The sequence below is a fragment of the Azospirillum oryzae genome (assembly GCF_900177515.1).
Taxonomy (GTDB): Bacteria; Pseudomonadota; Alphaproteobacteria; order Azospirillales; family Azospirillaceae; genus Azospirillum; species Azospirillum oryzae_A.
On the sequence record NZ_FXAK01000007.1, the window covers coordinates 2047024 to 2070402 of the forward strand.

The 23379-nt window shown below is 66.8% G+C and carries 20 protein-coding genes, 1 tRNA gene and 1 other RNA gene; 18 read left to right on the plus strand and 4 right to left on the minus strand.

The annotated features are described in order from the left end of the window. Positions 1–50: 50 nt before the first annotated feature. Positions 51–437 carry a DUF2155 domain-containing protein gene (locus tag B9N97_RS22080; protein ID WP_143266807.1) on the plus strand — a complete coding sequence of 129 codons (387 nt, stop codon included), beginning with the start codon at positions 51–53 and terminating at the stop codon, positions 435–437. A gap of 70 nt (positions 438–507) precedes the next feature. Here the strand turns inward: B9N97_RS22080 and B9N97_RS22085 are convergent, their stop codons facing one another. Then, positions 508–1170, minus strand: a complete 663-nt coding sequence (locus tag B9N97_RS22085) for an alpha/beta hydrolase (protein WP_085089866.1) — start codon at positions 1168–1170, stop codon at positions 508–510. A 346-nt stretch (positions 1171–1516) separates the two neighbouring features. On the opposite strand from B9N97_RS22085, the gene epsC reads away from it, so the two are divergent. From epsC to B9N97_RS35145, 10 genes are all read left to right on the plus strand, one after another. Further along, on the plus strand, positions 1517–2302 hold the full coding sequence (gene epsC, locus B9N97_RS22090; RefSeq protein ID WP_085089867.1) for a serine O-acetyltransferase: 786 nt from the start codon (positions 1517–1519) through the stop codon (positions 2300–2302). After that, positions 2299–2784 carry an Rrf2 family transcriptional regulator gene (locus B9N97_RS22095; protein ID WP_085089868.1) on the plus strand — a complete coding sequence of 162 codons (486 nt, stop codon included), beginning with the start codon at positions 2299–2301 and terminating at the stop codon, positions 2782–2784. The genes epsC and B9N97_RS22095 overlap by 4 nt, the downstream gene beginning before the upstream one ends. Positions 2785–2829: 45 nt before the next feature. Next, positions 2830–3969, plus strand: coding sequence for a cysteine desulfurase family protein (locus B9N97_RS22100; protein ID WP_085089869.1), 1140 nt, complete (start codon positions 2830–2832; stop codon positions 3967–3969). 200 nt (positions 3970–4169) lie between these two features. Continuing rightward, on the plus strand, positions 4170–4847 hold the full coding sequence (locus tag B9N97_RS22105) for a molecular chaperone DnaJ (protein WP_085089870.1): 678 nt from the start codon (positions 4170–4172) through the stop codon (positions 4845–4847). A 62-nt stretch (positions 4848–4909) separates the two neighbouring features. Further along, the gene (locus B9N97_RS22110; protein WP_085089871.1) at positions 4910–5239 is read left to right on the plus strand and encodes a ferredoxin family 2Fe-2S iron-sulfur cluster binding protein; all 330 of its coding nucleotides are present in this window, start codon (positions 4910–4912) and stop codon (positions 5237–5239) included. A 109-nt stretch (positions 5240–5348) separates the two neighbouring features. Then, on the plus strand, positions 5349–6512 hold the full coding sequence (gene mnmA, locus B9N97_RS22115) for a tRNA 2-thiouridine(34) synthase MnmA (protein WP_085089872.1): 1164 nt from the start codon (positions 5349–5351) through the stop codon (positions 6510–6512). 169 nt (positions 6513–6681) lie between these two features. Then, positions 6682–6756, plus strand: a tRNA-Met gene (locus B9N97_RS22120). A gap of 454 nt (positions 6757–7210) precedes the next feature. Continuing rightward, positions 7211–7528 (plus strand): hypothetical protein, encoded by a 318-nt coding sequence (locus B9N97_RS35135; protein WP_143266809.1) that lies wholly within the window; start codon positions 7211–7213, stop codon positions 7526–7528. A gap of 7 nt (positions 7529–7535) precedes the next feature. After that, a complete protein-coding gene (locus tag B9N97_RS35140; protein WP_143266810.1) occupies positions 7536–8258 on the plus strand; it encodes a hypothetical protein in 723 nt (240 codons plus the stop codon). A 74-nt stretch (positions 8259–8332) separates the two neighbouring features. After that, complete coding sequence (locus tag B9N97_RS35145; protein ID WP_143266812.1) at positions 8333–8779, plus strand: hypothetical protein; 447 nt, start codon at positions 8333–8335, stop codon at positions 8777–8779. Positions 8780–8794: 15 nt separating this feature from the next. Here the strand turns inward: B9N97_RS35145 and B9N97_RS22125 are convergent, their stop codons facing one another. After that, positions 8795–9709 (minus strand): GGDEF domain-containing protein, encoded by a 915-nt coding sequence (locus B9N97_RS22125; protein ID WP_085089873.1) that lies wholly within the window; start codon positions 9707–9709, stop codon positions 8795–8797. Positions 9710–9976: 267 nt separating this feature from the next. On the opposite strand from B9N97_RS22125, the gene B9N97_RS22130 reads away from it, so the two are divergent. After that, the gene (locus B9N97_RS22130) at positions 9977–11923 is read left to right on the plus strand and encodes a sigma-54-dependent Fis family transcriptional regulator (protein WP_085089874.1); all 1947 of its coding nucleotides are present in this window, start codon (positions 9977–9979) and stop codon (positions 11921–11923) included. A gap of 182 nt (positions 11924–12105) precedes the next feature. Here the strand turns inward: B9N97_RS22130 and B9N97_RS22135 are convergent, their stop codons facing one another. Both B9N97_RS22135 and B9N97_RS22140 read right to left on the minus strand, forming a co-directional pair. Beyond that, positions 12106–15774: a hydantoinase B/oxoprolinase family protein gene (locus B9N97_RS22135; RefSeq protein WP_085089875.1), complete on the minus strand. Its 3669-nt coding sequence runs from the start codon at positions 15772–15774 to the stop codon at positions 12106–12108. A gap of 159 nt (positions 15775–15933) precedes the next feature. Further along, a complete protein-coding gene (locus B9N97_RS22140; protein WP_085089876.1) occupies positions 15934–16515 on the minus strand; it encodes a GNAT family N-acetyltransferase in 582 nt (193 codons plus the stop codon). Between the two features lie 284 nt (positions 16516–16799). Between B9N97_RS22140 and B9N97_RS22145 the strand changes: the two genes are divergently transcribed. The 6 genes from B9N97_RS22145 to rnpB all read left to right on the plus strand — a co-directional run bounded on the left by B9N97_RS22145 (position 16800) and on the right by rnpB (position 22871). Further along, positions 16800–17582: a TerB family tellurite resistance protein gene (locus B9N97_RS22145; protein ID WP_085089877.1), complete on the plus strand. Its 783-nt coding sequence runs from the start codon at positions 16800–16802 to the stop codon at positions 17580–17582. Positions 17583–17712: 130 nt separating this feature from the next. Then, on the plus strand, positions 17713–18837 hold the full coding sequence (locus B9N97_RS22150) for a hypothetical protein (RefSeq protein WP_244560838.1): 1125 nt from the start codon (positions 17713–17715) through the stop codon (positions 18835–18837). A 117-nt stretch (positions 18838–18954) separates the two neighbouring features. Continuing rightward, a complete protein-coding gene (locus B9N97_RS22155; protein WP_085089879.1) occupies positions 18955–20787 on the plus strand; it encodes an ABC-F family ATP-binding cassette domain-containing protein in 1833 nt (610 codons plus the stop codon). Continuing rightward, entirely contained in the window at positions 20784–21662 is an 879-nt protein-coding gene (locus B9N97_RS22160; protein ID WP_085089880.1) for a DMT family transporter, read from the plus strand. Before B9N97_RS22155 ends, B9N97_RS22160 begins: the two co-directional genes overlap by 4 nt. A gap of 28 nt (positions 21663–21690) precedes the next feature. Further along, on the plus strand, positions 21691–22383 hold the full coding sequence (locus tag B9N97_RS22165; RefSeq protein WP_085089881.1) for an N-acetylmuramoyl-L-alanine amidase: 693 nt from the start codon (positions 21691–21693) through the stop codon (positions 22381–22383). Positions 22384–22469: 86 nt separating this feature from the next. Then, positions 22470–22871: RNase P RNA component class A (gene rnpB, locus B9N97_RS22170), an RNA gene on the plus strand. The last annotated feature ends 508 nt before the right edge of the window (positions 22872–23379 follow it).

Sequence of the window (23379 nt, forward strand, 5' to 3'; positions counted from 1 at the left end):
GACAGGATCCTGCCATGGGGCGCCGTCCGCAATTACGGAAGCGATCCGACGTGACGAGACTTCTCCGACTTCTTCCGCTGGCTGCCGCCCTGCTGGCGACCGCGTCCGTCCAGGCCGCCCCGGTCCCGAACCAGATGATCGAACGGCCTGCGGCCAAGCTGCAATGGCTGGACAAGGTGACCGCCCGCACCTCCACCTTCACCATGAAGGTCGGAGAGACCAAGGCGATGAGCAGCCTGCGCATCACGCTGCGCGCCTGCCGCGAGAACCCGCCGATCGAAACGCCGGAATCCGCCGCTTTCCTGGAAGTGACGGAAATCAAACCCGGCGAGCAGGCGGAACCGGTCTTCAGCGGCTGGATGTTCGCCTCCAGCCCCGCCCTGTCGGCGATGGAGAACCCGATCTACGACGTGTGGGTTCTGGGCTGCGAGCAATAATAGACACGGCGCCAGCCCCCATCCAACCGCCCACGCTCTCGTGGGCACGGTTGGATGGGGTTGGGCTTGCTTACTCCGCCACCGCCGCGATGGGATTGCCCAGCGCCTTGTCCAGATAGTCGTCCACCTGGGTCGCCAGATCGTCGGTGCGGTTGACGAAGAAGTGACTGGCACCGGGAACGACGCGGTGGTCGATGCGGATGTCCTTCTGGTGCGACAGCTTGGTCACCAGCTTGGTCACCGCGGCCTGGGGCACCACCTCGTCCTTGTCGCCATGGATGATCAGGCCCGAGGACGGGCACGGCGCCAGGAAGGAGAAGTCGAACAGGTTGGCCGGCGGCGAGACCGAGACGAAGCCGTCGATCTCCGGACGGCGCATCAGAAGCTGCATGCCGATCCAGGCGCCGAAGGACACGCCGCCGATCCAGCAGAGCGGCGCATTGGGGTTGTAGGTCTGCAGCCAGTCGAGCGCCGCCGCCGCATCCGCCAGCTCGCCCTCCCCCTTGTCGTAGGTGCCCTGGCTGCGCCCGACGCCGCGGAAGTTGAAGCGCAGGGCCGAATAGCCGCGCTTGGTGAAGGACTGGAACAGGGTGAAGACCACCTTGTTGTTCATCGTCCCATTGTGCTGCGGGTGCGGGTGCAACAGCAGCGCAACCGGGGCGTTCGGCTGCTTGCCGTGGGTGTAACGGCCTTCCAGGCGACCGGCGGGACCGTTGAAGAGCACTTCAGGCATGGGAACGACGTTCCTGACGCGGACAAAGGGTTGTTGGGACCGCCACGGCGACCGGCCGGACCTTCATCCGGCAAGCCGCCCCGGCGCGGGCCTTCGGGCCCGTCACGGATTTTCCCGTCTTGGAGTGGGGTTTTCCGCACACAATTCTTGACCGTTTTGCTTGGTCATCATATATGCGTCGTAACGTCCTCCGGGACAACCCGCCTGACCCGCCCGATCGGCCCCAGCACTGGCAGGACCGATCGATTAAGTCCGGGTCCCTGCCGGCCGGAACCCGAACGGGTCCGAACCGGAAAGGTCCTGAACCGCGAGGGTCCGACAGGCCGAAGCCGGGCGCGGGCGGCCGATGAGAGCGGCGGACTATACCACGGCGGGTGATGGCGTGTTCAAGCATCTTCGCGAAGAGATCGATGGGATCATGGCGCGGGACCCCGCCGCCCGGTCCCGGTTCGAGGTGGCGCTCTGCTACCCGGGCTTGCATGCGATCGTGCTCCACCGCATCGCCCGGCGCGCCCGCGACGCCGGCTGGCACACCACCGCCCGGCTGATCTCGCAGATCGCCCGCTCGCTGACCGGCATCGAAATCCATCCCGGCGCCACCATCGGCCGCCGCTTCTTCATCGACCACGGCATGGGCGTGGTAATCGGCGAGACGGCGGAGATCGGCGACGACGTCATGCTCTATCATGGGGTGACGCTGGGCGGCACCTCGCTCAACCAAGGCAAGCGCCATCCGACGCTGGGCGACGGCGTGATCGTCGGTGCCGGCGCCAAGATCCTGGGCGCCATCACCATCGGCCGCGGCGCGCGCATCGGCGCCAACGCGGTGGTGGTGGCCGACGTGCCCGCCGACACCGCGGTGGTCGGCATCCCTGCCAAGCCGGTGGTGCCGCGCGACCGCGCGGAAACCCGGAAATTCATGCCCTATGGCACCCCCTGCGGCGAGATCCCCGATCCGGTCGCCCGCGCGCTGACCGGCCTGCTCGATCAGGTGACGGCGCTGCAGGCCCGTGTCGGCGAGTTGGAGGCGGACCGCCCGCCCGCCGCCCTTCCCCGTTCAACATCCACACCGCTAGAGACGGTGGCGTCCCACAATGGCGGGATGCACGAAGCGCAAGGAGAATCGCGATGAGACTCAGCACCAAGGGACGCTATGCCGTGATGGCGATGGTCGATCTGGCCGCCACCAGCCAGGGCAGCCCGGTCGCGCTGGCGGACATCGCGGAGCGGCAGGAAATCTCCCTGTCCTATCTGGAGCAGCTGTTCGCCAAGCTGCGCAAGGGCGGGCTGGTCAAGAGCGTGCGCGGCCCCGGCGGCGGCTATCTGCTGGCCCACCCGGCCGACGCCACCCGCGTATCCGACATCATCCTGGCGGTGGACGAGCCGATCCGCACCACCCGCTGCGCCAACGGCACGCCGCAGGGTTGCCGCACCAACCGCTCGCGCTGCCTGACCCATGACCTGTGGGAAGAGCTGGGCAACCAGATCCATATGTATCTCAGCTCGGTCACCGTCGCCGACGTGGTGGAGCGGCGGATCATCGGCACCAGCGGCCTGAACCTGCTGCGCCCGGCCCCGGCCGCCGACAGCACCGCCGTTGCCGCCGCCGAATAACGCCGCCGGATGAGATTGGCCTTCGCAGTTGAGCGTGCCTGAAAAGTGACCGTCCCGTTCGTCTCCCCCTTCCGGCGGACCGGTGTCTATCTCGACCACAACGCCACCGCTCCGCTGAAGCCGGAGGTCAAGGCGGCGATGGGTCAGGCGATGGACCTGGTCGGCAACCCGTCCTCCGTTCACGCCTTCGGCCGCAGCGCCCGCCGGGCGGTCGAGGAGGCGCGCGCCGCCGTCGCGGCGCTGGTGGGGGTGAAGCCGGCGCAGGTGCTGTTCACCGGCAGCGGGACGGAGGCGAACAACTTCGCCCTGCGCGGCTTCGCCGGTCGCCGGGTGCTGACCTCCGCCATCGAGCATGAGTCGGTGCTGGCCGCTTGCCCCCATGCCGAGCGCTTCGGCGTGACCCGCGACGGCGTCGCCGCCCTGGAGGATCTGGAGCACCGGCTGGCCAGTGCGGACGGTCCGGCTCTGGTCTCGCTGATGCTGGTCAACAACGAGACAGGTGTGATCCAGCCGGTGGCCGAGGCTGCCCGGATCGCCCATGCCCATGGCGCGCTGGTCCACTGCGACGCGGTGCAGGCCGCCGGGCGGCTGCCGCTGTCGCTACCCGACCTCGGCGTCGACCTGATGACGCTGTCGGCCCACAAGCTGGGCGGCCCAACCGGCGTCGGCGCCCTGATCCTGGCCGAGGGGCTGGAGCCGGATGCGCTGATCCGCGGCGGCGGGCAGGAGCGGCGCAAGCGGGCCGGCACCGAGAACCTGCTGGGCATCGTCGGCTTCGGCGCCGCCGCAAGGCTGGCGCGGGAGGGGCTGGCGGAGGCCGCCGACCTTGCGGCCCTGCGCGACCGGCTGGAGCGTGAGGCGCTGGCCGCCATGCCGCGCGCCCGCGTGATTGGGGTCGGTGCCGCGCGGGTCGCCAACACCAGCTGCCTGATGCTGCCCGGCCTGCCCGGCGAGACCCAGGTGATGACGCTGGACCTCTCCGGGGTGGCGGTCAGCGCCGGATCGGCCTGTTCCAGCGGCAAGGTGAAGCCCTCCCATGTGCTGGCGGCGATGGGCGAGGACGACCGTTCCGCCGCCAGCGCCATCCGCGTCAGCCTGGGCTGGACCAGCGACGAGGAGGCGGTTGACCGCTTCCTGACAGCCTGGACCGCGATGGCGCGGCGAAGCGCGTCCGCGGATGGCTGAGATCCGCTGTCGCCCGCGTCCCGCCCGCCATGGCCGCGCGACCATCTGTCCCCCGCCCGGAAAGTCCGCATTCGCGCATTGCGCCGGCTGCGGCTTATGGGTATGACCCCGCGGAAGGCCCGCCGGCTTGCAGTGGCGGCCTGATGTCGGGGTATCGATCCTATCGGCCGATCCTTTCGGCGTTTTGACGGACTGTGCGCATGACCCGTTCCAAATCCGGCCCGCCCGGCAACAGCAGCGGCGGAATTTCCGGCGCCATCGCCGGCGATCTGGAGCCCTGCGGCACCTGTGGCCGCTCGGTGGCGCCACGCGCCCTGTTCTGCCACGCCTGCGGTGCGGCCCAGCCGCCGCGGCCGCTCGATCCCTTCACCCGGCTGGGACTGGAACGCCGCTTCGACATCGATCTGGAGCAGCTGTCGAAGCAGCATGCCGGCTTCACCCGCGCCATGGACCCGGAGCGTTTCGCCGCCCGCGGCCCACGCCAGAAGGCGAACGCCAAGGCCCAGGTCGAGGCTCTGCGCGACGCCTATGAGGTGCTGCGCGATCCCATCCGCCGCGCCCATGCGCTTCTCGCCCTGCTGGGCGGCCAGCCGGCCGTCGGGGATGAGGACGAAGAAATCGCCGACCTTGCCACCCGGCTCTCCCGCGCCGAGGACGCGCAGGAACTGGACCGCATCGGGCTGGAACTCAGACAACGGGTCGAGGCCTGCATCAAATATCTCGCCCCCGCCTTCCGCAAGGCGCAGACGGCCTCCGGCCCGGATAGCCCGCCGGCTTCCGACGGTGCCGCCCGCATCCTGGCCCGGCTGGAACGGCTGGAGGCGCTGGCCACCGAAGTCCGCGACCGCCGCGCCGCCCTGACGCCGCCGCGGCCCTGATCCGCTTTTCCGTTACATTTTCCCATACAATCGCTAGGCAACCTTAAAGGAACGAGGACCCCATGCCCAAGATGACCTTCATCGAGCCCGATGGCACCCGCCGCGAGGTGGAGGCCCCGCTCGGCCTGTCCGTGCTGGAGATCGCGCACAAGAACAGCCTGGACCTGGAAGGCGCCTGCGAGGGCTCGCTTGCCTGCTCCACCTGCCACGTCGTGATCGAGCCGGAATGGTTCGACGTCCTGCCGGACGCGCAGGAGGACGAGGAGGACATGCTGGACCTCGCCTTCGGCCTGACCAAGACCTCGCGCCTGGGCTGCCAGATCATCATGACCGAAGAGCTGGACGGTCTGGTCGTCCGCCTGCCGGGCGGCAGCAACAACGCGATGAAGTGACGGTCCAGGGGAACCTGTTCCGGCCGCCGGGGCGTCGTCATGTAGACGCGACCCCCGGCGGCCTCTTTCCTGCCTTTTCCGGGCGCCTGCCCGCCTTATATAGGGCGCCATGAACTCCCTCGGTCTTTCCAAGCGCCCCCAGGACACCCGCGTCGTCGTCGCGATGTCCGGCGGGGTTGATTCCTCCGTCACCGCCGCCGTGCTGCGGGAGGAGGGCTATGACGTCGTCGGCATCACGCTGCAGCTTTACGACCATGGCCTCGCCCTGCAGAAGCCGGGCGCCTGCTGCGCCGGCCAGGATATCTACGACGCCCGTCAGGTCGCAGACCGCATCGGCATCCCGCATTACGTGCTGGATTACGAGGGCCGCTTCAGCCAGGACGTGATGGACGACTTCGCCGACAGCTATCTGCGCGGCGAGACGCCGATCCCCTGCGTGCGCTGCAACCAGCGCGTCAAGTTCCGCGACCTGCTGAACACCGCCCGCGATTTGGGAGCCGACGCGCTCGCCACCGGCCATTACGTCCGCCGCATCGCCGGCCCGCAGGGCGCCGAACTGCACCGCGCCGTCGATCCGGGCAAGGACCAGAGCTATTTCCTGTTCGCCACCACGCGCGAGCAGCTGGAGTTCCTGCGCTTCCCGCTGGGCGGCCTGACCAAGCCGGAGACCCGCGCGCTGGCCGAGCGCCATGGGTTGGAGGTCGCGGCCAAGCCCGACAGCCAGGACATCTGCTTCGTCCCCAACGGCAACTACGCCGAGGTGGTGGCGAAGCTGCGCCCCGGCTCCGTCGAGCCCGGCGACATCGTCCATGTCGATGGCCGGGTGCTGGGCCGCCACAAGGGCGTCGTCCACTACACGGTCGGCCAGCGCAAGGGGCTGGGCATCGGCGGCATCCGCGGCCAGGAGGAGGAGGCGCTCTACGTCGTCCGCCTGGAGCCGGCCCGCCGCCGCGTCGTTGTCGGCCCGCGCCGCGACCTCGCCCGTTCTCTGGTGATGGTGCGCGACGTGAACTGGCTGGGTCCTGATTTGGCCGATGGCGCCGGCATCGAGGTGTCGGTAAAGCTGCGCTCCGCCCAGCCCGCCGCCCCTGCCCTGTGGCGTGCCGGCCCCGACGGCACTGCGCTGGTGGAGTTGCTGGAGGCCCAGCACGGCATCGCCCCCGGACAGGCCTGCGTCGTCTATCAAGGCGACCGCGTGCTGGGCGGCGGCTGGATTTCCGGCACCGCCGGTGGCGTGGCCGAGGGCGTGGAGGCAGGCGAAACGACGGCCTAAATCAGGGGGTTATGCGGGTTTCCGGCTGGCGGCCGAAAAAAATCGCACCCCTGGAAAATTCCGCGTTGACAGGCCAAGTCGCCCTATCCTATATAGCGGCTCCCGGCGGCAACGACGGGACACGATGGTAGCCAACGGCGGCGGAAACGCCAACAAAGGCGCTCACGATGGCAGCGTAGCTCAGTGGTAGAGCAGGGGAATCATAATCCCTTGGTCGGGGGTTCAAATCCCTCCGCTGCTACCATCACATAAAAAGCCCACCAAGCCGCTGACTTGGTGGGCTTTTTGTTTTCCACCTCGTTGGTGGACGCGCCCGATCGAACCTGCATCATGTCGGCGGACGGCAAGCACCCGAGATGTGAGCCGAAGCTCGCGCTGCGCATGTTTCGATGGTCATTCGATCCATCCGCTCCAAAACCGAAAACATCTCCACCCAATGATCTGGCTCTGCTGGAGCAACACGCAATCAGCGTTCATAGAGATAAGATGATCGACTCGCCTTCTACCGCACTCTTGGACGACCATAGCATCCTGGAGTTTTGAACGCTTCGTCATCCCAACAACCACCAGAAAGGCAAATTGAGGTTTGATTGCGTATTCTGAGTAGGATATCCTGGAAACAACCATTATTTTGTGATGGATCCAAAAAATTGTTATCTTTAAGCGAATATCAGATTTCATCGCTCTCTTACGAGCGCATGGACAATTTTGTCGCTAAAATTCAGAAGCATATAACCACCTGCTTTCCAGATTTACCCGCACAAATCAGTTTGGATACATGTAAAAATATAGTTTCATACGCAATAGATAAGGGAAGAATTTACGGATTCAATTCTGAATATGAAATTTGTGTCTATATTGATATAATGTTCATACTTGGCAAGAACTTTGATACAGACAAAAATAAACCATGGGCACAAAGGATTCTGGCCCAAACCAACATACCTGCCGGCGATCGTTTAAGCCGTCTTCTCGAAATGGCTTTGACTTTTGTTAATCAGCGCAAATTAATTTAGGTGAATAATGTCCTGGATAGATGCAATAAAGCAAAAAATTAAAAGCTCACTTGAGAATCTCGGCTTTTCGAAAACAGAGAGCCCGGGCGCAGCAGCCCAAAAATGCGATGGAAACACGTCGGCACCGCCGACAGTCACTGGTCTCGGTCCATCGGTGGATGCTCTGGCCTCTCAATCTCCAACCCTGAAATCCAACATCGACACTCTGCAGAAAGGTGGCTGGACCATTCGCTATGGCGATGCGGGCAAAGGTAGTTATTGCAATAAAGATCAGAAAACCATTGTTATCGATTCGCAATTCCAAAATAACAGCTCGGTGGTGACGCAAATTCTTTCTCACGAAAGCGGCCATGCACTCTATACAGCTGACCCTTATGTAAACGAAACGGGACGCACAAAGGCTGAATATGTTTCTTTGAATGCAAATAGGCACCTCAAGGATGAAGGAGAAGCAACATTAGTAAATGCAAGAGTAAGGCAGGAAATTTTGAAAAGCTCTGGTACTGATATCGGAATTGCAGGATCGCAGACGGCATCCTATGAAAAAATAATATCAAAGTATACTTCTGATAAGGATCGAGACAAAGCCCGACAGGAGATCGCAGATATATTTGCCGATAATGAGAAGCCAAGCGGGTCCCCCGCAGGAACAACTTACAGAATTTATTATTCTCAAAGTTACTCAGATCATTGGGACAATGTGATTGCACCCAAGCTTAAAAAGCCGTAGGCCATCACTGGATGATAACGACATTAACGGCCTTTGGCCTATTGGTTCTATCCGCACAAATGGGGAGCGAAAAAATGCTGCCACCCGAAAGAATTTTCTCCATCATTGAAGATGCCGCATCCATGCGGGAAAGTGATGTCGCTACGGTTGCCAGTCTTTTCCATTCAACACCAAAAAAAATACCGGAATGGTCGACCCCTTATGTTGACGTGTTCACTGCTGACATCAGCGTTTCCGCCCCCTTCAGAACTTTCGAAATGCGCGTCCCCTCACACCCTCAAACAGCCAATGGGCTGATAATCCTATCACTTGCTCCCGCCGACGGGTGTGTATCGAGCAATGATATTACAAGAAAATATGGCTCTCCACCCGAGTACTCGCCGCCAAATGCACGGCAGCCAGCTGATGCTCCAGAATACTTTATCTATCGCCGCTCCTGGGGAGACTTAAAGTTTGGAGTTTCCCGCAGTGCCCCTTATTGTCTTTTGTCTGTTGTGATCGATTGGGAGGTGAAACGCTGACGGCACCTCGCGACCCTACCCCATCATCGACTTCGGCAGCGCGATCTGCGGTTCGACCTCCACGCGGTTGCGGCCGGCGTTCTTGGCGCGGTAGAGCGCGGCGTCGGCGCGGGCCAGCAAGGGTTCGATGCCGGCATCATTGCCGGTCAGCCAGCTCAGTCCGAGGCTGACGGTCAGGTACAGCTCACCGCCGTCCTCCAGCATCACCGGCCGGGCGGCGATCGCCTGGCGCAGGCGCTGGGCGGCGGCGAAGGCATTCACCGGCGGGGTTTCCGGCATCACCACGGCGAATTCCTCGCCGCCCAGACGGCCGATGAGGTCGCAGGAGCGCAAGGTGTCCTTGCAGGCGCGCACCGTGCTGCGGATCGCCTCGTCGCCGGTGGCGTGGCCGTGGGTGTCGTTGACCCGCTTGAAGTGATCGATATCCAGCATCACCACCGACAGCGGGCGTTCGTATCGTCGCGAGCGGACAACCTCTTCAGCCCCCCTCTCCAGGAAGCGGCGGCGGTTCAGGGCGCCGGTCAGGGCGTCGGTGGTCGCCAGACGCTCCAGGTCGCGCTGCATCGCCACGACGCGCGAGGCCGCCAGCAGGCGCGCCGCCGTCCACTTCCAGTCCAGAGGCTTGCGCAGGAACTCGTCGGCGCCGGCCTCCACCAGTTCGTGAAACTGATCGGTCATGCTGCCGGGGATCATCAGGATCAGATAGAGATGGCGAAGCCCCTGGGCGGTGCGCAGGTGCCAGCACAGTTCGATGCCGGTCATGTCGGCCAGACGGATGTCGGCCATCACCACGTCGAAGCGCTCATTCGCCACCGCCTCGATGGCGGCGGCACCGTTGTGGACCACGCTGGTGGCGTAGCCGAGCTTGTTCAGCTCATACACCATCATGGTCAGGTGGCGCGGTGAATCGTCGACGATCAGAATCCGCAAATCGAAAACTCCCGGCGATCCCTGCCCGTTTATGGAGCATGAGGCCCGACTTGTGCAAATGTCCTTAACGTCATGTCGCAGAACAATAACGAAAAGCCGAGGTCATACGCCGGTATGCCCCGGGCATGATGGCGGTCGCGCCGGGGGGTCGGCCGGCGGGGCGGTCTGATGCTTTTGCACATGTTGCCTATCGGGTCGGCCGGTTGGTACTGTTCCCTATAAATATGTTCGCGGGACAAGCGGACGATGACTGCGGGAGGCACGACCATGGACAGCGCGCGCGCGGCCCACATCGATGAACTCGTCCGTGTCTCCACTGGCCGTGTCTCCGCCGGCTTGCGGTCCGCCCGCGATCCGATCATCGAAAGCTCCTGGCGCCGCTGCGTCGCCGATCACAAGCTGGACCCCACCGTCGGCCGCGAGCCGCACATCCTGCCGCAGGAACGGCTGCGCGAGCATCGCGACGCCATGGACGAGTTCCTGCGCATGGCCCGCTTCGGGCTGGAGGCGCTGTACCGGCAGGTGGCCGGGATGGGCTATGTCCTGCTGCTGACCGACAGCAACGGCGTCACGGTGGACTTCATCGGCGACCCGACCTTCGACAACCATCTGCGCCGGGCCGGGCTGTATCTGGGGGCCGACTGGAACGAGGGGCATGCCGGCACCTGCGCGGTCGGCACCTGCATCGCCACCGCCCAGGCGCTGACCGTCCACCAGACCGACCATTTCGACGCCACCCACATCCCGCTGACCTGCACCGCCGCGCCGGTGTTCGACAGCGGCGGGGAACTGGCCGCCGTGCTCGACATCTCCGCCCTGCATTCGCCGGAGCCGAAGATCAGCCAATATCTGGCGCTGCAGATGGTGCGCGCCTATGTCCATAAGATCGAAACCGCCAATCTCTACAACAACTTCCGCCGCGACTGGGTGGTGAAGCTGTCGGCGTCGCAGGAGTTCGCGGAGGTCGACCCCGATTTTGTCCTGGCGCTCGACGCCGGCGGACGGGTGGTCGGATTCAACCACAAGGCCCGCGACCTGCTGGTGGAGGATGGGGTGTCGCCGCTCGGCCGCTCCTTCGCCGAGCTGTTCGACTGCGAGGTCGACGATCTCGTCCATTTCGTCCGTTCGCTGCCGACCGAACAGCGGACGCTGCGCCTGCGCCGCACCGGCCTGCCGCTGTTCGCCCAGGCGATGCCGCCACCCGCCGTGTCATTGCCGCGCAGCCACGTGCCCGACCATGGCGGCGATACGCTGCCGGACCCGCTGCGCGTGGTGTCAGGCGGCGATCCAGCGCTGAAGGCGGTGCTGACGCGGGCGGCGAAGCTGGTCAACACCCGCATGAGCCTGCTGATCCATGGCGAGACCGGCACCGGCAAGGAGCATCTGGCCAAGGCCCTGCACAAGGCCAGCGTCCGCCGCAACAAGCCCTTCGTCGCCATCAACTGCGCGGCCCTGCCGGAAAACCTGATCGAGAGCGAGCTGTTCGGCTACGAGCCCGGGTCCTTCACCGGCGCGACGGCGCGCGGCAAGAAGGGGCTGATCCTGGAGGCCGACGGCGGCACCCTGTTCCTGGACGAGATCGGCGACATGCCGCTGTCATCGCAGACCCGCCTGTTGCGCGTGCTTGCGGAGCGGGAGGTGACGCCGATCGGCCGGACAAAGGCGGTTTCGGTGGATGTCCGCGTCATCGGCGCCACCCACCGCGATCTGGTGGAACTGGTCAAGGCCGGCAAGTTCCGCGACGACTTGTACTTTCGTCTCAACGGCGCGGTGTTCACCGTGCCGCCGCTGCGCCAGCGCGGCGACCTGGAGTGGCTGATCGAGCGATTGCTGGCCGAGCGGACGGAGCGCGACGGCATCGGCTATCGACTGACCCCGGCGGCGCTGGCGGCTCTGCGGGGCCACGGCTGGCCGGGCAATGTGCGGGAGCTGGTGAATGCGCTCGACTATGCCTGCGCAGTCTGCGACGGCGGGCTGATCGACCTCGACGACATTCCGGAGCCGGTGCAGCACAGCGGCCTGTTCCAGGCTTGGCCGGCGGAGGTGGCGCAGACGGTGGTGGCGGAGGAGGATCCGGCGGCCCGGCTGCGCGAGACGCTGCGGCGGCACCACTGGAACGTATCGGCGACGGCGCGGGCGCTGGGGGTCGACCGTTCGACCGTCCATCGGCAGATGCACCGCTTCGGCATCGTGGCGCCGCATCGGGCGGATTGAGGGGCGACAGCGTTCTGCGGCGGTTGCCCCCTCCCCATCCCTCCCCGCTTCGCGGGAGAGGGGGCGGGAGAGGGGGTAGGATGCTTGTCAGCGTGACGTAACTGACAAAGCGGCGGCAGTCCCCTCTCCCGCGTTAGCGGGGGAGGGCTAGGGAGGGGGCATCACGTCCCCAAAGCCCTTCCTTACCCCACCGCCCCGAATCCGCCGCCGCCCGGCGTCTCCACCACCAGGGCGTCGCCCGGACGCATGGCGGTGCTGTCCTGGGAGGCCAGTTCCTGCACGCTGCCGTCGGTGCGCTGGACCCAGGTCCGGCCGACCGCGCCGTCGGCCCCGCCCTTCAGGCCGAAGGGGGCGATCTTGCGGTGGTTGGCGAGGATGGCCGCCGTCATCGGCTCAAGGAAGCGCAGGCGGCGGATCACGCCGTCGCCGCCGCGCCAGCGCCCTGCCCCGCCGGAGCCGCGGCGGATTCGGAAGCTCTCCACCAGCACCGGGAAGCGCCACTCCAGCACCTCCGGATCGGTGAGGCGCGAGTTGGTCATGTGGGTCTGCACCGCGTCGGTGCCGTCGAAGCCGTTGCCGGCGCCGGAGCCGCCGCAGACCGTCTCGTAATACTGGTGCCACTCGTTGCCGAAGGTGGTGTTGTTCATTGTCCCCTGGGCCGACGCCATCACCCCCAGCGCGCCGAACAGCGCGTCGACGATGCACTGGCTGGTCTCCACGTTGCCGGCCACCACGGCGGCGGGTGGGTTGGGCGACAGCATGGAGCCCGGCGGGATGACGATCTCGATCGGGCGCAGGCAGCCCTCGTTCATCGGGATCTCGTCGTCCACCAGACAGCGGAAGACATAGAGCACCGCCGCCCGGCAGACCGCCGACGGTGCGTTGAAGTTGTTGCTCAGCTGGGTGCTGGTGCCGGAGAAATCGACGATGGCCGAGCGGGCAGCGTGGTCGATCGACACCCGCAGCTTGATGACCGCCCCATTGTCCAGCGTCACCGCGAAGTCGCCGTCGCTCAGCACGCCGATGGCGCGACGGACCTGCTCCTCCGCATTGTCCTGGACGTGGCGCATATAGGCGATGACGGTGGACAGGCCGTGCAGGCGGACGACGCGGTGCAACTCGCGGGTGCCCTGCTCGTTGGCGGCGACCTGCGCCTTCAGGTCACCGATGTTCTGCGCCGGGTTGCGCGCGGGATGCGGGCCCGAGCGCAGGAGTTCCACCATTGCCTCCTCGCGGAACTGGCCGTTCTCCACCAGCGGCACGCAATCCAGCAGCACGCCTTCGTCGGCGATGGTCGTGCTGTCCGGCGGCATGGAGCCGGGGGTGATGCCGCCGACGTCGGCGTGATGCCCGCGCGAGGCGACGAAGAACAGCAGGTCCTTGCCCGCCTCGTCGAACACCGGGGAGACCACGGTGATGTCCGGCAGATGGGTACCGCCATGGTAGGGATCGTTCAGCGCGAAGCACTCGCCCGCCGTGAAGCTCCCGCCGCGCCGCTCGATGACCGCGCGCACGCTCTCGCCCATGGAGCCCAGATGGACCGGCATGTGCGGGGCGTTGGCGATCAGCCCGCCCTCGCGGTCGAACAGGGCACAGGAGAAGTCCAGCCGCTCCTTGATGTTCACCGAGCGGGCGGTCTTCTCCAGCGTCACGCCCATCCGCTCGGCGATGGACATGAACAGGTTGTTGAAGACCTCCAGCATCACCGGATCGACCTTCGCCCCGCCCTTGATGCCGGCGGCCTGACGCTGGGTCGCCGGTTCCAGCCGGGTCAGCACCAGATGGTTCTTGCGGGTGACTTCCGCCATCCAGCCGGGCTCGACCACGGTGGTGGAGACGGCTTCGGCCAGGATCGCCGGGCCGACCACCCGGTTGCCGGGCTGAAGCTGGCGGCGGTCATAGAGCGGCGCCTCCCGGCGCTGGCCGCCGATATGCATGGCGACGGTGGCGAGCCGGCGCGGCAGCACCGCGGTGGTGGCGGGAAGCTCCGGATCCTCCAGCACGTCGGTCAGGCCGACCGCCTCCAGCGTCACCGACTCCACCTCCAACGCGGTGCCGGGGGTGAGGAAGCCGTAGCGGCGGCGGTGCGCCTCCTCGAAGGACTTGGTCATCGCCACCTTCGAGCCGAAGGCGACGGTCAGCGTGGTGTCGGAACCGGCGGCCTTCAGGTGGACACGGCGGTTGATCGCCTGCCGGTCGGTATCCACACCCTGGCGGGTCAGCTCCGCCCGCCCCTCGGTCTCCAGGTCGGTGAACAGCATGGTCAGTCGGTCGACCACGGCGTCGCTCAGCGGACCTTCCACCGCGCGCTCGCGGATGGCCACGGTATCGGCCAGACCGATGCCATAGGCGGACAGCACGCCGGCCTGCGGGTGCAGGAACACCCGCGTCATGCCGAGCGCATCGGCGACGGCACAGACATGCTGGCCGGCCGCCCCGCCGAAGCCGTTCAGCGTGTAGCCGGTGACGTCGTAGCCACGCTCGACGGAAATCTTCTTGATGGCGTTCGCCATATTGTCGACGGCGATGCGCAGGAAGCCCTCGGCGACCTCCTGCGGGGTCATCGTCGTGCCGAGCTTGGCATTGACGGTGGCGGCCAGTTCGGTAAAGCGGGCCTTCACCACCTCGGCATCCAGCGGCTGGTCGCCATTCGGGCCGAAGACATGCGGGAAGAAGCGCGGCTGGATCTTGCCGACCATCACGTTGCAGTCGGTGACGGTCAGCGGCCCGCCGCGGCGGTAGCAGGCCGGACCCGGATTGGCGCCGGCGCTGTCCGGTCCGACGCGGAAGCGGGTGCCGTCGAAGACGCAGAGCGAGCCGCCGCCGGCAGCGACCGTGTGGATGTGCATCATCGGCGCGCGCACGCGCACCCCGGCCACCACCGCATCGAAGGCGCGCTCATACTCGCCGGCATAATGCGACACGTCGGTGGAGGTGCCGCCCATGTCGAAGCCGATGACCCGGTCGAAGCCGGCCATCCCGGCGGTGCGCACCGCCCCGACCACGCCGCCGGCCGGACCCGACAGGATGGCGTCCTTGCCCTGGAAGCGGCGGGCGTCGGTCAGGCCGCCGTTGGACTGCATGAACATCAGCGGCACCGGCATGCCGTCGACGCTGAGGTCGTTGGCGACCCGGTCGACATAGCGGCGCAGCACCGGGGAGAGATAGGCGTCGGCCACCGTGGTATCGCCGCGGCCGACCAGCTTCATCAGCGGGCTGACCAGATGACTGACGGAGACCTGGGTGAAGCCGACCGCGCGGGCCAGCGAGGCGACCTGCCGTTCATGCTCCGGATAGCGGTAGCCGTGCATCAGCGCGATGGCGGCGGCGCGGAAGCCCTGGCGGAAGGCCTCCTCCAGCCCGCGGCGGACGGCGTGCAGATCGATCGGCTTCAGCACGCGGCCGTCGGCCATCACCCGCTCCGGCACCTCCACCACATGGGAATAGAGCTGGTCGGGCAGATGGATGTGGCGGGCGAAGATTTTCGGCCGCGCCTGATGGCCGATGCGCAGCTGGTCGCCCAGCCCTTCGGTGATGACGAGGACGGTCGGCTCGCCCTTGCGTTCCAGCAGGGCGTTGGTGGCGACGGTGGTGCCCATCTTCACCACCTCCACCGTGTCCGGCGGGATCGGCTGGCCCGGCTTCAGGCCCAGCAGGTCGCGGATGCCCTGGACGGCGGCGTCGGCATAGCGCTCCGGATTCTCCGACAGCAGCTTGTGCGTCACCACCGACCCGTCGGGCCGGCGGCCGACGATGTCGGTGAAGGTGCCGCCGCGATCCACCCAGAACTGCCACCGGGCCGGCCTGGTCTCAGCCCCACCGGCAACCGTCCCGTTTTCCGTCTCACCCATCGTCGCACCCGCCGAAATCCATGCGCGGCAACCGCACCGCGCGTGGGCCGGAGTTTCGCGATCCGGCAGCGAATTTCAACCGCTTGAGTGGCCCGTCCCCATCAGGAGGTTGGGAAGCGGCGGAAAGAACACAGGATCACCGATGAAGAGCCCCGCCGCTCAGGCGGCCAGCCGCTGCGGCGACGGGGTGGGCAGGCGGCCAAGGATGGCGTTGCCGGACAGGATGCTGTTGAAGGCGCCGGTCCCATCCTCCAGCGCTTCCAGGGCGAGAGAGAACTGGTTGGGCGGCGGCAGTTCGAAGCGCGAGGTGATCTCGCCGCTGTCCAGCGCCAGCCGGCCGCCGAAGCGGCGGGCCAGCGCACGCATGCGGACATTCTCCGACAGGCACATCATGTGGACATGGCGGATGCCGCGGTTGCGGGCGACGTTCAGGATGCGGCGGACCAGCGTGCTGCCGACCCCCTTGCCCTGCAGCGTCGACTCGACGCTGATGCCGAACTCCGCCTGTTGCGGCCAGAGGATGCGGTCGCCGCACAGCTCCACCGCGCCGCGCAGCACGCCGTTCTCGAACGCGCCGAGAATGACCGTCCGGCCCCAGTCGATGGCCGCGCAATGCCGCTCCACCGCCTCGTCCGACAGGGTGCCGGTGAAGCGGGCATAGCGGTCGGCCCGGTCGAGGCGGAGAAGATGCGCCCGGTACTGGGGCAGTTCGGTCGGCAGGATCTTGCGGATAACAGGCATGGCTCTGCTCACGGTTCTCGAAATTCGAAAACGCATTCGCGCAGAACGTTTTTCCCCAGGCTCCGGCGCCGCCACCGGCGGCCGCCGTCTTTGTCAGGCCGGCGCTCTCTGCGGCGCCCTTTGTTGCATTGCAACATGGCGTGACCGATGGGAATCGCAAGCGCTTATTAGAAATTCGCAATGCGAACAATGCTGGCCTGTTGCCGGTGCGCCACAGTTGGCCCGCCGTCTTCCGGCCGCTATGCTGCCCCCGGTTGGGGAGCCTGCGGACTTAAAGGCGTAGCATGAGCATTTGGGGCAAGATCCTGGGCGGCGCGGCCGGCCTGTTCACCGGCGGACCGATCGGCGCCCTGCTGGGCGGTCTGGCCGGGCATGCGGTCGACCGGTGGTCGCCCTGCGGTCCGGACGACCAGCCGTACCGGGGCATGAGCGACGCCGATGCCGAAGCGGCCAAGCAGACCGTCGCCTTCACCATCGGCGTGATCGCGCTGGCCGCCAAGATGGCGCGGGCCGACGGCGTGGTGAAGCGGGTGGAGGTCGACACCTTCAAGCGGCTGTTCCGCGTCCCGCCGGAAGAACTGGACAATGTCGGCCGCGTCTTCGACCTCGCCCGCCGCGACACCCGCGGGTTCGAGGAGTATGCCCGCCAGATCGCCAAGCTGTTCGAGGACAAGCACGCGGTGCTGGAGGAACTGCTCGACAGCCTGCTGATGATCGCCGAAGCCGACGACGAGCTGCACGAGACGGAAGTGGAGTATCTGCGCGCGGTCGCCGTGATCTTCGGCTTCGACGAGGCCGACTTCCGCCGCATCCTCGCCGGCCACCATCTGGCCGGCGGCCCGACCGAATCGGATCCCTATGCCGTGCTGGGGGTGTCGCGTCTCGCGGATGACAACGCGGTGAAAACCGCCCACCGGGCGCTGGTGCGCGAACACCACCCGGACCGGCTGATCGCCCAGGGCTTGCCGCAGGAATTCATCGACCTCGCCACCCAGAAGCTCGCGCTGATCAACGCTGCCTACGACCGCATTCGTCGGGAGCGGGAGGGGGCCGCCGCGCTGTCCTGACATGTCGCGATTCGTCACAGATTTTGATGACTTGAAATTGCTTTGCCATAGGCTTTATCCCGTTTCCTGACATATCGTTCCCAAAGGGGCGGGCGATCGGTTGCCTGCGCGCTTTGGGGACGACATGACGATGCGACGCACGATCATCCGAACGATCTTCGCTGCGGTTTTGGGAACGACGATCGCGGCGGGCGGCGCCGCGCAGGCGCAGATGCCGACGGCAGCCACCGACACGGCGGTTGTGCTGGGTCAACCACTGACGCTGAACCTGGGGGTGCCGCCGGCCGGCACCGACTGCGCCACCCAGGCGGCGATGCTGAACGCGCAAGCGCTTGTCCTGGTCGCCAACGGCCAGACGATCCCCGGCGCCCGCGCCAGCTTCGGCTGCTCGGCCAAGGGCGAGCTGGTGGGCACCGCCTCTACCTCCATCTCCGGCAACGGCGATGACGCGGCACAGCGGCGGGCGGCGTGGCAGACCGCCTTCAGCGGCTTCTTCAGCCTTGCCGGCGCCAAGACCCTGCCGGTCGCCTTCGGCCCCGCCACCGGCGGCATGACCACCACGCCGAAGATGGTCTCCATCCAGGGCGCCAGCGACCGCGACCTGGGGCTGGCCGCCCTCTGGTTCGCCCTGGTGGCGGCGCTGTTCCTGGTCGCCTTCTTCCGCCATTTCGGCCGCACCGACGCCATCACGCCGATCGCCGGCGTGCCGATGCCGGCCAATTACCGGGCGCCCTACAGCCTCGCGCGCTTCCAGCTGTTGTGGTGGAGCGGGATCGTCACCGCCTCCTACGTCGCCATCCTGACCATCACCGGGTCGATGGACACCATCACCACCGGCACCATGGCGCTGATGGGGATCGTCGGCGGCACCTCCGTCCTGGCCGCCTTCCAGGACCGCCGGCCGAGCGACGACGACACGCGACGCCACCAGCATGCAGCCGCCTACCTCGCCGCCGCGGCGGCCACCCCGCCCGACCAGACCGCGATGGCCGCCAGCCTGGCCGAGGTCTATCCGCCCTCCCAGGGGCTGCTGCCCGACCTGCTGAGCGACGCCGCCGGCTACAACATCCACCGCCTGCAGTTGCTGGCCTGGACCGGCGTGCTGGGCATCACCTTCCTCTACGAGGTCACCCGCACGCTGGGCATGCCGGAGCTGTCCGCCAACCTGCTGGCACTGACCGGCATCAGCAACGGCACCTATTTCGGCTTCAAGATGCAGGAACAGCAGGTGCCGACGCCGACCGGGACCGCGTAACGGGACGGCAATCGCGGGGAACGCAACCCGCCCAACCGTTTTTCCGGGTCGCGGCGGAGGGGGATGGCGCGCTATAACCCATCCCCTTCCCTCGATTTTCCGGCGCACGAACGGTCCATGGCTCCTCCCGCACCCATCACGGCGCTCCAGGGCGTCACCGTCACCTTCGGCGGCCGTCCGCTGTTCGACGGCATCGACCTGTCCATCGGCCGCGGGGACCGCGCCTGTCTGGTCGGGCGCAACGGGTCGGGCAAGTCGACGCTGATGAAGGTGCTGGCCGGGATGATCCAACCCGACGGCGGCACCGTCTTTGTCCAACCCGGCGCCCGCCTCGCCTATCTGCCGCAGGAGCCGGACTTCACCGGCTGCGCCACCGTACACGACTATGTCGTGCAGGGCCTGCCCGCCGACGAGCAGGACGAGGCGCACCGGGTCGATGCCGTTCTGGACAGGCTCCAGGTCGACGGCAATCTCGATCCCCGCACCCTGTCGGGCGGCGAATCGCGACGGACGGCGCTGGCCCGCACGCTGGTCGGCAACCCCGACGTCATGCTGCTGGACGAGCCGACCAACCACCTGGACCTCCCCACCATCGAGTGGCTGGAGGAGGAGTTGCTGTCCTTCCGCGGCGGGCTGCTGCTGATCAGCCACGACCGCGCCTTCCTGAACCGGCTGGCCAAGCGGACGCTGTGGCTCGACCGCGGCACGGTGCGCGCCACCGACCGCGGCTTCGCCGAGTTCGAGACCTGGCAGGCCGAGGTGTTCGAGGCGGAGGAGGCCGCGGCCCACAAGCTTGACCGCAAGATCGAAAGCGAGATGAAGTGGTTGCGCGAGGGCATTTCCGCCCGGCGCACCCGCAACATGGGCCGCGTGCGCAACCTGCTGGACCTGCGTGCCGGACGCGCGGAGCAGATCAAGGGCGGCCAGCAGGCCAAGCTCGCCATCGCCGAGGCCGAGCGCGGCGGCCGGCTGGTGATCGAGGCGACCGGCATCTCCAAGGGCTTCGACACGCCCGAGGGCCGCAAGACCATCGTGAAGAACTTCTCCACCCGCATCCTGCGCGGCGACCGGGTCGGGCTGATCGGGCCGAACGGCGCCGGCAAATCGACCCTGCTGAAGATGCTGACCGGCCAGCTCGACCCCGACGAGGGCACGGTGAAGCTGGGCACCAGCCTCGACACCGCCTATTTCGACCAGCGGCGCGAGGGGCTGGACCCGGAGGACACCATCCGCAAGGTGCTGTGCCCCTTCGGCGGCGACGCGGTGATGGTCAACGGCGTGTCGCGCCATGTCGCCGGCTATATCAAGGACTTCCTGTTCGACACCCGCCAGTTGGACAGCCCGGTGAAGGCGCTGTCGGGCGGCGAGCGCAACCGGCTGCTGCTGGCCCGGCTGTTCGCCAAGCCCAGCAACGTGATGATCCTCGACGAGCCGACCAACGACCTCGACATGGACACGCTGGACCTGCTGGAGGACGTGCTGGGCGACTATCAGGGCACGCTGCTGCTGGTCAGCCACGACCGCGACTTCCTCGACCGGCTGGTGACCAGCACCATCGCGCTGGAGGGCGACGGCACCGCCACCGAGTATGCCGGCGGCTATTCCGACTATCTGGTGCAGCGCCCGGCCAAGGCGGCGCCCGCCGCTGCCGCCGCCAAACCGAAGCCGGCCGCCACCGCCCCGGCCGCCGCGGCCAAGCCGCGCGGCAAGCTGAGCTACAAGGACCAGCGCGAACTGGACGAGCTGCCGGCCCGCATGGACGGGCTGGGGACAGAGATCGCCAAGCTGGAGAAGGCTTTGGCCGACCCCGACCTGTTCACCCGCGACCCGGCCAAGTTCCAGAAGACCGGCGAGCAGCTGCACGCCAGGCAGGCGGCGCTCGCCGCGGCGGAGGAGCGCTGGCTGGAGCTGGAGGCGATGCGCGAAGAACTGGAAGGCGGCAGGGCATGAGTTTCGCCCACACCCTTCAGGCGCTGGTGGTGATGGCGCTGTGGGGGCTGAACTTCGTCGTGGCGAAATGGGCGCTGGCCGAATTCCCGCCCCTGTTCGTGATGTTCCTGCGCTTCGCCCTGGTGGCGGTGCTGATCATCCCCTTCTTCCGCGTGCCGCGCGACAAGCTGTGGAAGATCGCGCTGTTGTCGGTGACGCTCGGCAGCATCCATTTCCCGATGATGTTCAGCGGACTGCAGGGGATCGACGCCGCCACAGCCTCGCTGGCGGCGCAGGCGCAGGTGCCCTTCTCCTCCCTGCTGGCCGCGCTGGTGTTCAAGGACAAGCTGGGCTGGCGCCGCGGCATCGGCATGGCCGCCGCCTTCGCCGGCGTAGCGGTGATCGCGGGCGAGCCGCGGCTGGGCGAATCGCTCTATTCGCTGCTACTGATCCTGGCGGCGAGCTTCGCCTTCGCCGTTGCCAGCGTGCAGATGAAGCTGATCGGGTCGGTGAACGGCTTCGCCGTCAACGGCTGGATGGCGCTGTTCGCCATGCCGCAGCTGCTCGGCCTGTCGCTGCTGCTGGAACATGGGCAGATGGAGGCGCTGGCCAACTCCACCTGGGTCGGCTGGGCGTCGATCGTCTACATGGCGGTCGCGGTCACCATCGTCGCCTATGGGCTGTGGTATCCGTTGCTTGGACGCTATGACGTGAACCAGACCATGCCCTATCTGCTGACGGTGCCGGTCTTCGGCGTCGCCAGCGGCGCGTTCCTGATGGGCGATCCGCTGACGGTGAACCTCGCCATCGGCGGCTTGCTGACCATCGGCGGCGTCGCGGTGATCGTCCGGCGGCGCCCGCGCACCGTCAACGAGACCGTCACCAACCCGACCTGAAGGAGCGCCGGTCTGATAGGATGCCGACATGAGCGCCTTCCGCCGGATCGACCGCCCCTCCCCCAACCACGGCCCGCGGGCCGATGGTTCGCGGGTGGAACTGCTGATTCTGCACTATACCGGCATGCCCACCGCCGCCCATGCGCTGGACCGGTTGTGCGACCCGGCGGCCCAGGTCAGCGCCCATTACACGGTGGACGAGGACGGCACCATCTACGCCCATGTTCCGGAGGACCGGCGCGCCTGGCATGCCGGCCGGTCGAGCTGGCGCGGGGCGGAGGACGTCAACAGCCGCTCCATCGGCGTCGAGATCGTCAATCCGGGCCACGAGTTCGGCTATCGCCCCTTCCCGCCCGTGCAGATGGCCGCGGTGACAGAACTGTGCCGAGGCATCGTGAAACGCCACGGGATCGCGCCCGCCGACGTGCTGGGCCACAGCGACGTGGCGCCGACCCGCAAGGAGGATCCGGGCGAGCTGTTCGACTGGCCGGGCCTCGCCGCACAGGGTATCGGGCTTTGGCCCACGCCGTCCCAGGCCGACGACGGCCCCTTCACCGATGCGGAGGTCGCCGCACTGCTGGGACGCTATGGGTACGACCCGGCCGAACCGCGGGCCCTGCTGGCCTTCCAGCGCCATTTCCATCCCGATTGCCTGACCGGCACCCCCGATCCCGAAACGGTGCGGCGTCTGCGCGCGCTGCTGCGGCTGACGGGGCGGTGATGTCTCACATGAGCCGTCAGTCCGATCGAGGCGCTTCCATATTTGGGATTTGCCCCCACGGCCGCTTCCCTATATGAACGACCGCGCCAGATGGCCGGATGGCCGCCTTCGGTTTCGACCGGGGGAGGAAAGTCCGGGCTCCACGGAAACACGGTGCCGGCTAACGGCCGGCGGGGGCGACCCTAGGGACAGTGCCACAGAAAGCAAACCGCCGGCGTTTCGACGCAGGTAAGGGTGAAAGGGTGCGGTAAGAGCGCACCGCGGACCCGGCAACGGGGACGGCACGGTAAACCCCACCGGGAGCAAGACCGAATAGGAGCGGCCCGACCACCGTCCCCGCAACGGGACGGGCGTGGGTCAAGCGCGTTTCCGCGCCGCCGCTCGGGTTGGTCGCGCGAGGCGTCCGGGCAACCGGCGTCCCAGACGAATGGCCATCGCCTGCCCCTCGGGGCGGGACACAGAACCCGGCTTACAGGCCATCTGGCGCTTTTCCCATACCCTTTGCCCGGTTCGTCCCAATCCGGAGCCTCCGGCTGGGCGCATGATCCCATGCCGCCCCATGGTGGCACCCTTTTGCCCCCGCCCCGCCCGATCGGATGGTTCGGCCTGGGACGGCATGGGCGATTGCGTGGGCGGCTGCCCACGTCATCCACAGGGCGGACGCCGCCTCTCCCCACGGTTCTCCGGGCTTTCCCGTGGCCATCCCCAGGATGTGCACGGTCCCATCCACATTTTCCCCAGACTAATCCACAGCCGGTGGATAACTGTGGGGCGATTTCCCATGCCGTCCCATGCCTGACCGGGTTTTCCCACCCAAGGTCCTATGCCGTCCGAGGGGGTCGATTCGACCGTGTAGCAAACCATGTGAACTCGATATTTTATTAAAATTTTGGAACGTTCGAAGAACTTGTGTGGATAACTTTATCCACATCGCGGGAGTCCAGCGGAATACTGCGAAGATTCTGAGATTTCGTACACCAACTTGCGCGGATGCCA